Below are 11,311 nucleotides of genomic sequence, written 5' to 3'. Positions count from 1 at the left end.
CGGGCGGCCAAAGTGCGGTAGCGCCCCCGGCCGGGAACCGGGGGCGCCGCCGGCGGGATAGAGTGGCGCGTTCGGCTGATTTTGCGGTAGCGCTAACAGACGGGCGCCTGCGCAACATCGTCATCAGGGCCCTCATGTCGATGATGAGCAACGAGCTGGGAGACCTCGCCGAGCAGGCGCTCGACGACCCGCAGGCGATCGAGCCCCTGGCCGACCAGGTGTACGACCTCATCTCGCAGGGGAAGCGCTACGACATCGCCGAGCTCGCCTCCTACCTCTCGAAGGGGGAATAGATGGGCGCGGCGGGCTACGTCGAGGAGCTGCTCGGCGTCCGGGGCTGCGAGCTCATCGGCAGTGCGACCAAGGTCGATTGCGGCAGGAGGCTCCAGCAGTTCGACCTGAGATACCGCGGGCCCGTCCCCGCATCGTGCCCCGAGTGCGGCGGGACGCTGCACAGCCACGGCGCGAGGACCGTCGGCGTTGTGTCGACGCCACACTTGGGCATCCCGACGAGGCTCGAGATAGGGTTCCCGCGGATGCGATGCCCGGAGTGCGGCTACGTGTGGCGCCCGGCGATAGGCGGGGTCGACGCGGGTCACCGAATGACGGAGGCGGCATACGCCGACATCGCCCAGCGCTCACTCAGGCTCACCTTCCGCGAGGTCGCCGAGGAGTACCCGCTCTCGCACGTCACCGTGAAGAACGTCTTCGAGGACTACGTCCGCGAGAACGCCTCGAGGCTTCGCTTCAAGGTGCCGGCGTTCCTGGGCATAGACGAGAAGAACCTCAAGAGGGTCGGCATGGTGACCGTGATCACCGACCTCGAGCACAGGACGGTCTTCGACATGGTGCCCGGCAGGACGCAGTCCGACCTCGACGCCTATTTCTCCTCGTTGGAGGGCCTCGAGCGCGTACGATGGGTCTCGAGCGACATGTACCGGCCGTTCTGGAGGAGCATAGCCAAGTACACCCCGAACGCGACATGGGTCATCGACCACTTCCATGTCGTGAGGGGAGCCAACGAGGCCTTAGACGCGGTCCGCAAGGGCCTCCAGGGAGCCCTCGACAGGAAGGGCCGCCTTGAGCTAAAGAAGGGCCTCGCCTACGCCCTCAGGAAGCGGACACGCGACCTCAGCCCCTACGAGGCGTCGGCCCTAAGGGCGCTACGGGAAGACCCCTCCTACTCGACGCTGATGACCGCGTACGACCTCAAGGAGGACTTCTTCGGCATTTACGACGACCATCCGTCCTCACGCGAGGAGGCTGAGGCGGCGTTCGACGCCTGGATTCGGGAAATTCCCGATGGCAGGGAGTTCGATCCGTTCAGAGCCCTTGCTCGGACCGTCCAGAACCACCGCGAGTTCATCTTCAACTACTGGGAATGCCCCAGCCGCATCTCGAACGGCTACACCGAGTGCGCGAACCGGCTCATCAACGAAACGGACATGAGAGGGCGCGGATACTCGTTCGAGACGCTTCGGGCAAGGACCCTCTACCGCAGGCAGAACCTCGACCGCATCATCGCGAGCAACGGGCTCACGATCGGCCCTCGCATCGATGCTCCCGGCCCGCTCTTCGTGACCGAGCCCGACCGCGAGGACGAGGCCGTGGACGAGTTCATAGACCCGAGGTCGGGAGTGAAGGTCGACGCAACGACTGGGGAGGTCCATTAATGGGGAGCATATTCACCGAGCATGTATTTCCTAGATACGTGGGGCGTCAAGTGATGAAGCCCCAGATGAACGGCTTTAACGACCCCACCCTGAGGGATTTCTCCCTGCTCGACTCATCCGTCTTGATGAAGGAAAAACTCAAGGGCGAGATGTTCGAGGAGGAGTTCATCCGCTCGTTCCTCAACGCCGCGAAGGAACTGGCGGCCGCCGGAAGAAGGGCCATCGACCGACCTGGGATGTACGTGATGCTGAAGCACTCCTATGCGATCCCGGTCCTGTTCCTCACGAGACACTGCATGGAACTAGCTATCAAGAGGGTGATTAGGAAGTGCGGAGTCGAGCCCAAGAGAGAGCACAGCCTCACGAAGCTGTGGAGCTCACTGCTCTCGAGGTTCCCAGGGCAGAGGTGCCGTGAGGACAACAGGGCCATCAAAAATATGGGCGCATTCGTAGAGGCCGTAGCCGACATCGACGACAACGGCATCAGTCTTCGCTATCCGCAGGACAGTTCAGGAAGGCTCACGCAGGATAGGCCGCTCTTCGTGAATGACGAGGAAGTCGCCTCATATCTAGAGAAGTTCGTAGAGCAACTAGAGCTGATTGACTTCGACATGATACATAGAGACGTTAAATAAGTGGTTGGATTATTGCAGCTCCAGCTGTTAGAAAGATGGTTGGATGAGTTGATTTAGACTCAACAGCAACCAACCAGAGATTTACCAATTTCCAACCACTTGTTTTACATACCCTTTTTTTGCCGAAAGCAGCCTAGGGTTCCCGCTTGCCCTCGGCGAGCATTTCCTCACGTTCGCTCATGGCGCCCACCCGAATGCAGGCGTACCCCACGATCGCGCACGCCATCATCGCCATGCCGATGAAGAAGCATATGGTCGATTGCATCACACCACCTCCTCCCGCGCATACACTATCGTCCTCTCGTGCCCGTTCCACCTGCCGTAGCTGCAGGTGCAGAACGCCTTGACGCTATCCGCCTCAACGTCGACGTCGAGCACGACGTCCGCTTCGGCCAGCAGCCTCTCGAGCCAAAAGCCGAGCTCTCCGTCGTCGGCGAACTCCAGGCGCTTGTGCTCAGCGTTCGAATCCACGACGTCCGCCGCGATGACATTCAGGCGAATGTCCCTCTCGGGTGTCTGCAGGAGAATCTCCTGATGCTCCTGCGCGAACCCCCTGTCCGAGTAGTTCGCGAATGCCGAGAACATGCTGCCGTCGTTCATGTGGTGGCCGAACATGAGAGCGAGCGGGCTGTCGATTCCCCGCCCCGCGCAGCCGGCGTCGAGGTAGGGGCATCCGTAGGGGTTCCAGCCGCGGTAGACGTCGTGGTCGAGGTAGAAGGTCGGATCGTCGGCGCTCGCCTGTACCACCGGATAGTCAATATCAGTCCCCGGGACGCTCACCCACGCCACGATGTCGGGGTTCACCGACAGCCAGAATTCCCAGTCGACCGTCGGGGCGCCATCGGATGCCGCATCGCTTCCCGAAGCATCTGCCAAGATAGGAGAGGGGTCTACATCTGCCGCCCTGTCATGGATGCTGAAGAGCCACAACCCCAACGCCGCAGCACCGACCAGCGCTGTCACCGCCACCATGATTGCAAATCGCTGCTTGATATTTGTGCTCACTTGAACCTCCAGGAAGACGGGCGGGGAGGCTCATCGCCGCCCCGCCCTCTTCGATCGACCGGGACCCGGCTACTTCTCGGGACCCTCGTCAGTGGATCCCTCGCCAACTGATGCGTTTCGACGGATGCGGCCGCGAAGCGCGTATGCGCCCGCAGCGCCGCCGCAGAGGATCAAGGCGCTGATCAGAACCCATACGGGAAGCAGGTCGCCTCCCGTCTTGTCGTAGGGGGTGCCGAGAGTCTCGGGGTTGTCGACGACCACGGTCTGCCCCTCGTCCTCGAGGTCCTGATGTACCGCGATGACGTTCCCGTTCACGTCGAGCACCTCCTCGAACGCCACGAGGGAGGCGCCCTCCTCGAGCTGGAAAGCATCGAACTCGAAGGTGATCTCTACGGTTCCCTCAGAACTTTCCGCCACGAACTCCGCGGTTGAGGTCACCGGATTGCCTTCCGAGTCCTCAAGGGGCATGCCAGTCGCCTTGTCCATGATGGTGCCGTGGGCAGTATAGGTTTCTCCTGCGACGAGCCCCTTGTACTCGACGGTATCCACGACGGTGACCGTCCCGTTCTCGACCATGTGGTCGCCGTCGGCGGCGTCGACGAGCGTGGTGCCGATCTCGACGACCGTGACGGACTGGCCCTCGTCCTCGATATCCTCGTGCACCGCGAGGACGGTGCCTTCGGCGTCGAGCAGCTTCTCGAACACCACCAGGCGGTGACCGCCGAGGCCGGAGGAATCGAATGAGAGCTCTACCGTCTGGGTACCCTCGGCAGCTTCGGGCGTGAACTCGACGGTCGCGGCCACGTCAGTCGCGAGAAGCCCCTCGCCGCTTTTCAGCGGCTCGCCCGTCTCGGCATCCATCAGCGTCGCCTCGAGCGTATAAGAGCCTCCAGGGGTCAGACCCTCGAAGGCCACCTCGTCAGCGATGATGACCTCGGAGCCCGTCACGAGCTTGTCGCCGTCGGCGGCGTCGGCCGCCGTGGTGCCGATGTCGACGAAATGGACCGTCTGGCCCTCGTCCTCGATATCTGCGTGGACTGCTACCTCGATGCTATCCTTCACGAGGCTCTCGAAGGCCACGACGTCCTCGCCCGCGAGCAGGCTCGCGTCGAAGGTGAACTCGATGTCCACCGACCCGTTCGTGTTGTTCGCCGTGAACTCCTTGGTGGCGGTCACGGGATTGCCCTCGGCGTCGAGCAGCGGCTCGCCGGTGGACTTGACCATGAGCGTGCCCGTGAGGGTGTACGTGCCTCCGAACTCGAGGTTCTCGTAGTAGACGGTATCCACAATCGTCGTCTGCTCGTTTGCCTGGGCGATCTGGTCACCGTCGGCCACTTCGGTTGCCCGCGTTCCGATCCTCGGCCCCTCCTGGTCGTCGAGCGTCATCCAGACGGCCTCCGCCACGCCGGAGTCGCGCTCGATCCAGAAGGCCTTGGTCACGAGCTCGTAGCCCTCGTTCGCCTCGCAGGGAAGCTCCTCGAGCGTGTACTGGCCGTACGGCAGCGCGCCGAGCGCGTCGTTGGCGGGAGCCGACGAGCCGTCCTCGCCCAGCCCGAACCAGATGCCCGCCGACGGGTCCATCATACCGGCCGTGATGCGGTCGGCTTCGAGCAGGACGTCGTTTCCGTTGGTGTTGGCGGTGTGCCTGTTCCAGCTCGCCTCGGTCGAAGCCTGGCCGTTGCGGTCGGTGACCAGCACGTGCGTCTCGCCGGTCGCCACGTTGGAGATGGCGAAGGGAACCTGCAGGCTCGCGTTGGTGTCCTCGGCCTTCTTGGAGAGCTTGAGGTCGTTGCGGACGACCTGGTTGTAGAAGGTGAGCTCGCCGCCTTCCGCGTCCGCCGTCACGACAAGGCCGTCGGTCCGGATCTCGAAGGTCTTCGGCTCGCCGTCGGTGAGCAGGTAGGAGTCGTTGGTCGCGGTCTCCTGGATGGTGTAGGTGCCGTAGGGCAGCGCGTCGGGCGCGGTCTTCGCGATGTAGGAGCCGATTTCCTCGTCCCACTCGGTCTCGATGGCGGCGACGACCTCGCCCGGCTCGTACCAGGCATCGCCTACGAGGACCTTGTTCTCGGAGGCGTTCGTTATGGCGAACTCGATGCCGGAGAGCGTCGTGCCGACGCCTTCTGCTGCATGCCCGTTCCCGCCGACCGCCTCGGACTCGCCGAGCTCCGCGTCGGCCTTGGTCACCTGCACGCCGCCGCGTATCGCGTCGTCATGCACGGGGTCGCCGGAAAGGTCGACGACCTGGCCGTCGCCCTCGATGGCGAACCCGAGCTCGCCTTCCCAGGGAAGGTAGCCTTCCGGAGCGTTCGCCTCAACGATGCGGTAGGTGCCGCACGGCAGCGCGTCGCTCGCGGTCTGCGCGGTGTAGGCCGAGCCGTCCCAGGAGGTGGAGATGGTCATGACCGTCTCGCCGTCTGCGTAGCTGTGGCCGTTCACGTAGGAGTTCATCCCCGATGCGTTGACGATGGCGAACTCGGCGCCCTCGAGCGAGGCGTCGCCCTGCTCGCCTGCGCCGGCTTGCGCATCGACCTTGGCGATCTTCACGCCGCCGCGCTCCCACGTGAAGCTGGCGAGCGTCTGGGCGTCTGATCCCGCATGGATCCTGATGGCCGAGAATCCCGTGGAGACCTCGTTCGCACGTGCGTTGACCTGGCTCCACACGTCGCCCGCGATCTCGCGCTCCGCCCAGGAGGCGAACTCGGCGCTCGTGCCGTAGGTCGCCTCGGCGGCAGATCCCAGGTTGGCGTACGAGAGCAGGATGTGGCTCGCCACGCGGTACTTGTCCTCGTCCATGCCGCTTCCGTCGTACCAGGAGCTGGGCCACATGGACGCGTCGAAGCCGGGTGCCCCATAGGAGAACCACATGGCCGCCGCCAGATCTCCCGCCTCACTCGTCGGATAGGTTCCCGCATCGGGCGCGGAGCGCGACGGCTCGATGCAGTAGGCGTCGTTGCCGTTGGCGCTCATCTGGGTCGTCTCGTATCCGGCATAGGGGATGCTCTTGCCGATCGAGACGTTCACGTTCCCGGAGGCATATGCCTTGGTCGGGACGATGGCGACGGACAGCACGAGCGCCATCGCCATGGCGACCCGCACGATTTTCGAGGAGGTTATCCTCTCCATCGTCTTCTCTTTCATTTCTCGCGCACCTCCTCCTACATCGCGATGCTCTCGCGGCTCTGGGCGGCGCGCCTATCGCCGTTTCCCAGGCGCTCCGAGCCCTCGCGCGCGCCGCGCGCCTTCTCGGAGAGGCTCTGCAGGTACTCGCTGCGGTTGCGGTCGAGCGCCTCCTTGATCTGCGCCGGCATGACGCGCACGATGTCCTTGGCGGGCTTTCCTCGCTCGTCGAGCACCGGCTGGCCGTCCTCGTCGAGCACGCTTTTCTTGAGCCACACCTCGCGATCCGTCAGAAGCGGGATGTCGCGGTAGTTCTCGCCGCGGTAGCGGGATTCGTTTACGAACATCGGGCTGAACTGGTAGTAGCTCACGTCAACCCCGTCGACCACCGTGCCCTTCGGCAGCGTCACGGAGTTGAAGGTGCGTACCTCTCCGGTCTCCCGGTCGGTGTACTCGATGTCGGTCCGCACGAAGTTCTTGTGGAGCGTGAGGTAGGTGTTCTTCTTCTCAGGCATTCCATGCCCCTTTCTTTGCATCCTCGCAGGCGGTTGTCGATGTGGAAGCCCGCCTGCCTGTCCGTACCGTCGAAAGCCCCTCAGCCGTCCAAGGCGATCACCCCCTTTCAGAGATCCTTCCGACAAGATCAAACCCCGGATACGATGTCGCGCGCCCAAGCGCCGCTCTTGACGAGCGACAGGATCAAAAGCACGCACATCGCCAGGTACTGGAGCGCGTAGGTGAGCCCGGTCGCGATGCCGTCGATGGGGGTTCCCGTCGAGGTGCTCGCCCCGGTGAGCCCGCCCAGGATGAGCGGGAAGGCGACGAGCAGGATCAGGATGATGAGCCCCGCCAGGCACACCGCGGTGAAGTTCTTCAGGTAGCCGATGCCTATCTGGCGCGTGTCGTCGAGCGCCATGAGCGAGAGCGGGATCGGGCCGAACGCCGCCATGACGTAGAGCTGGATGGCGCGCGCCCAGCACACGACGAGCGCCACGATGTAGGCCCCGAGCACCACGACCCAGCTGATGACGGATACCAGGAGCAGCGCGATGAGGGCCGGAACGTCGTCGTCTTCGGTCACCACGCTCACGGCAGAGAGGTCCATCGCGCCGCCCGCGCCGAAAAGCGCCATCGTGCGGTCGATGGCGAGCCCCACCACCGAGTAGATCGCCTCCATGAGCTCGAAGCTGTTCTGTATGAGGAACAGGAACACCGCGAAGAAGACCAGCAGGAAGACGACCTCCTTCACGCCGGGGAAGGAGGCGTTGCCGTCCATGCGCTGGCTTATCTGGATGAGCTTCACCGTGAACACCAGCCCGAGCACCCCGCATCCGATGGGAAGCACTGCGGCGTCCCAGACCCCTCGCGCGATGTCGTACATGGAGACATCTCCTGCGGTCGTGAGCATCTGCGAGAAGTCCGCGCCGATGATGCCCTCGTAGCCGATGCTCGAGAGCACCGCCACCTGGTTGGTGAACATCCAATTGCACGCATCCCGCAGAAGCCCGGCGAGCCATGCGTTCACGTCGTCGGCGATGCTCGCGTAGGCGGGAGACGCCGGGACGAGCATGAGCGTCGCGAAGAGCAAGGTGGAGGCGAACGCGATGCGGAAGCGCCTGTCTGAGATCATCGTCGCCACCCGCCTCATAGCGCGCTCAGCTCCCCGCTCGCGCGGTCTAGGGAGAGCTGAACGATCGTCGATGCTGCGTCGTTCAGGTGGAAGGACGTTGTGAGGACGTCCTCGTTGCAGTCGATGTAGACCTCGCCGTCCCAGGTGGCGAGCGTCGCCGTCGGGGATGCGATCGACGCCCTCTGCGCGATGGCGGAGGCGATCTCGGGATCCTCGGCATCGAGGAGGTCGTTTAGCTCAGAGGGGTGCGCGGCAAGCTCGAGCCCGGCATCGGAGCCTTCGGCGATGAGGTAGTTCTTCGACAGCGAGAACGCGTCGCAGGAGATGCTCTTTCGGCCTCCCGCATCGCTTATGGAGAGCAGTGTCTGGGAGGCGGCCTCACCCGCCGAGCGCGTGAAGGATATCTGCGCCGAGACGCCAGCGTCGGCGGACTCCTCTGAGAGCACCTCGTAGTACATCACCTGCACCCCGGCCTCTCCAGACTCGACGATCGTCGAGTCGGAAAGCGTGAGCGTGCACGCTCCGTCCTCGCTTTCCCAGGTGGTGCCCGCATAGCCCGCGAGCGACTCGTCCGCCTTCTCTATCTTCTGGCTTCGCTCCTCTACGGGAACGACGGCCTCGGGTTCGCTCGGCTCTATCGCGCAACGCGCGAGCCCTGCCCCTATCAGGATCGCTGCGGCGCCCGCGGCGCATATGGCCATCAGTTTCGTCTTCTTGTCCATCTTCTTGCTCCTTGTCTATCGATACGACAGGGCGCAGGTGAAGCTCGAGATCCCGCTTGCGATCTTCACGACCTCGCCCCGATGGGGCGCGTGGATGTAGCGGTCGCCCCCTATGTAGATGCCGACATGCCCCATGCGGTAGAGGATGTCGCCGGGCTGCGCCTCCGAGAGCGCGATCTTCTTTCCCTGCGCGTACTGGGCCTCGGTGTTGCGCGGTATCGAGATGCCGGCCTGCTTGTAGCAATACTGGGTGAGCCCGCTACAGTCCAGGCCGACGCCCGGGGTCGTCCCGCCCCACACGTAGGGGACACCGAGCTGGCTGTAGGCGGCGGAGACGATCGCATCTGCCAAGACCGCCCCGGACCTGAAGTCCTCCAGGCTCATGCCGTCGAAACGGTAGAGGTTGTAGGTCTCCATGGTGGATTTCAGGCTCTCGACGTAGCTCGAGCTCGTCGCCCATCCCGCGTCCTTGAGCCCCTCGGCCATCTTGTCCGAGTCGTGGTTCGCAATCGCCTCGCGTATGAGCGCGTTTGACGCGTAGCGATCGGCCTGCAGGAAGACGCGGCTGCGGAAGCGGATGCACTCCGCGTCGCCGACGAAGCTGATGAAGTCCGCCGTGATGGTGACCTGCTCGCCGCCGTACTCCTCGCCGGTCCTCCACGAGCTCTTCCCCGCGACCTCCTCGCACAGCGCATACGAGCTCGACCACTTCATGCCGAACAGGTTGTGGTCCTGCGTGGCGAGCCCCGAGAGGTGGTCGCCCTGCCCCGACTCGACGATGATCTGCGCGATCGTGCATCCTGCGGGGTGCCCGTACTCCTCCTGACACGCGAGCGCCTCCTCGACCATCTCGTAGGTGATGTAGGGCGGCAGCCCCTCGAGGGAGGCTTTGGACGCCTCGTTTTCCCAGAACCCGAAAAGGGCGCTCACGATCTGGGAGATTGCGAGCACGGCGAGCAAAAACGCCATGATCGCCGCGAGCACGCCCGCCACGGGGACAGCAACCGACGAGCCCGCGCTCACGACCGCGCCCTTGCCGCCGGCGGATGCCGCAGCCTTCGCAGCCCCGGCAGATGCCTGGCTGACGGCCGCATGCCGGGCCTTCGCGGCAGCGCCTTGACCGAAGGCCCCCGCCTTGGCATGCTTTGCGGCCCCTTTCAGCGGGCCTTTAGGCTTCGAGGCGGCAGTAGCCTTCTTGGAGGCGGAATGCCGTGCGATGACGGAGCGTGCGCCGCGGAAGGTGTTGCTCGCCTGTCCGATGCCGGAGAGCTCCTCGGAGTCGTCCGCCTCGGACGCGGCGGCATCGGCGATCGCGCGCTTGAGGTTCCCCTTGGCCTGGGCGGCGAGGCGGGATTTCACCTTCGGCCTGCCCGCACCGACAGGGGAGGGTTCGGCGAAGTCCGCCCTGCCCCGCCCCGGAGATTCGCCCTTCGATGAGAGCACCTCGCCCGCGCGCTCGGTCGATCCTTTCACGATCCCCGCCGAGATGGCGTCTGGCCGGTCGTCCATCCCGAGCGCACGCGCCTGCTCGCGGCTTGCCGCCTCGAGCCGTGCCGATCCGTCCGAGTATGTCGCCGCGCTCTCAGGCATCGCCGCCCTCCCGGGCCCGCGCGAACGCCTGGGCGCGCTTTATCTGGGCGATCTCCTCGGGCTTGGTGTTGAACAGGTCGTAGAGCGCGCCCTTCGGGAAGTCGTCCTTGAGCGGCACGCGCACGCCTCCCGCCACCAGGAGGCCCTCGCCGGCCTTGATCGAGTCGTCGATGTAGCCCTCCTCCTGGGCCGAGAGGGCCAGCAGGTCGACCCAGCTCTTGCGGTCGAGGTGGCTCTGCTTGTGCAGGAGCACGAAATCCGAGTTCAGCACCATGTTGCGGGCGTCCTCGTGCTCGAGCATGTAGGTCGAGTTCTGCGTGATGCCCGTGCAGATCAGGTTGAACTTGCGGCCCTCCGCCCAGAACTTGGAGAAGTAGCTGATGATCGCCGGGTGCCCGAAGAGGCTCTGCACCTCGTCGATGTAGAGCCAGGTGGTCACGCCGCGCTCGAAGTTCGCGTACATGCGGTTGCGCACCGCTTCCAGCGCCGTGAGCATGCCGAAGACCCTCATGTTCTGCGAGAGGTCCTTGAAGTCGACGTTGGTGATGCGGTTGGTGAAACCCACGTTGCTCTGGTGGTTGAAGAACGAAAGCGCCCCCTTCACGTAGCGCTCGTAGCGAAGCGCGATGTCGCGCGCCTCGGGCTCCTCCTGCTCGAGCAGCAGCTCGTAGAAGTCGCCGAGGACGGGCAGGCGCCCCTTGCCCTCACAGCGCATGTAGGCAAGCTCCACGCAGCGGCTGATGATCGACTTGTCCGCCTCGGGCAGCCCCTCGCGCCCCTCTGCCATGGTCGCGCTCGAGAGTGCCAGTATCGCGTCGATCTTGAAGGCGAGCTGCGCCTGGTGTTAGCGCTACCGTAATAATCGCCGATTGGGCCCCCGCTTCCCGCCAATCGCGCCACCGCACAGGCGCCGATCGCGCTACCGGACTTTGGCCGGCG

Annotated in this window: 10 protein-coding genes and 1 pseudogene; 3 read left to right on the top strand and 8 right to left on the bottom strand. The window is 64.5% G+C overall.

Annotated elements, in window-relative coordinates; all coding sequences use genetic code 11:
* The 3 genes from ACYVRU_RS11965 to ACYVRU_RS11955 form a co-directional block, all read left to right on the top strand.
* On the top strand, positions 1-293 hold a 293-nt coding region (locus tag ACYVRU_RS11965; protein WP_461186201.1), incomplete at its 5' end, for a hypothetical protein.
* Positions 294-1,673: an ISL3 family transposase gene (locus ACYVRU_RS11960; RefSeq protein WP_015760610.1), complete on the top strand. Its 1,380-nt coding sequence runs from the start codon at positions 294-296 to the stop codon at positions 1,671-1,673.
* Positions 1,673-2,308, top strand: a complete 636-nt coding sequence (locus ACYVRU_RS11955) for a HEPN domain-containing protein (protein WP_015760609.1) — start codon at positions 1,673-1,675, stop codon at positions 2,306-2,308. Before ACYVRU_RS11960 ends, ACYVRU_RS11955 begins: the two co-directional genes overlap by 1 nt.
* A 133-nt stretch (positions 2,309-2,441) precedes the next feature.
* Here the strand turns inward: ACYVRU_RS11955 and ACYVRU_RS11950 are convergent, their stop codons facing one another.
* The 8 genes and pseudogenes from ACYVRU_RS11950 to ACYVRU_RS11915 all read right to left on the bottom strand — a co-directional run.
* Positions 2,442-2,573, bottom strand: coding sequence for a hypothetical protein (locus tag ACYVRU_RS11950; protein WP_013978957.1), 132 nt, complete (start codon positions 2,571-2,573; stop codon positions 2,442-2,444).
* Positions 2,573-3,280: a class B sortase gene (locus ACYVRU_RS11945; RefSeq protein ID WP_229026827.1), complete on the bottom strand. Its 708-nt coding sequence runs from the start codon at positions 3,278-3,280 to the stop codon at positions 2,573-2,575. Before ACYVRU_RS11945 ends, ACYVRU_RS11950 begins: the two co-directional genes overlap by 1 nt.
* Positions 3,281-3,382: 102 nt before the next feature.
* On the bottom strand, positions 3,383-6,451 hold the full coding sequence (locus ACYVRU_RS11940; RefSeq protein ID WP_452039569.1) for a VaFE repeat-containing surface-anchored protein: 3,069 nt from the start codon (positions 6,449-6,451) through the stop codon (positions 3,383-3,385).
* Positions 6,452-6,468: 17 nt separating this feature from the next.
* Complete coding sequence (locus ACYVRU_RS11935) at positions 6,469-6,945, bottom strand: hypothetical protein (RefSeq protein WP_015760606.1); 477 nt, start codon at positions 6,943-6,945, stop codon at positions 6,469-6,471.
* A gap of 128 nt (positions 6,946-7,073) precedes the next feature.
* A complete protein-coding gene (locus tag ACYVRU_RS11930) occupies positions 7,074-8,060 on the bottom strand; it encodes a hypothetical protein (RefSeq protein WP_015760605.1) in 987 nt (328 codons plus the stop codon).
* A 14-nt stretch (positions 8,061-8,074) separates the two neighbouring features.
* The gene (locus ACYVRU_RS11925) at positions 8,075-8,782 is read right to left on the bottom strand and encodes a hypothetical protein (protein ID WP_015760604.1); all 708 of its coding nucleotides are present in this window, start codon (positions 8,780-8,782) and stop codon (positions 8,075-8,077) included.
* Between the two features lie 15 nt (positions 8,783-8,797).
* Positions 8,798-10,372, bottom strand: a complete 1,575-nt coding sequence (locus ACYVRU_RS11920; RefSeq protein ID WP_015760603.1) for a C40 family peptidase — start codon at positions 10,370-10,372, stop codon at positions 8,798-8,800.
* Positions 10,365-11,210, bottom strand: a pseudogene (locus ACYVRU_RS11915) (VirB4-like conjugal transfer ATPase, CD1110 family); the annotation flags it as partial. The gene ACYVRU_RS11920 and the pseudogene ACYVRU_RS11915, both read right to left, overlap by 8 nt.
* Between the last annotated feature and the right edge of the window lie 101 nt (positions 11,211-11,311).

The organism is Adlercreutzia sp. CNCM I-6216, from assembly GCF_977113345.1.
Note: the sequence above shows the minus strand (reverse complement) of the source record. Positions and strands in the feature narration are given on the sequence as shown.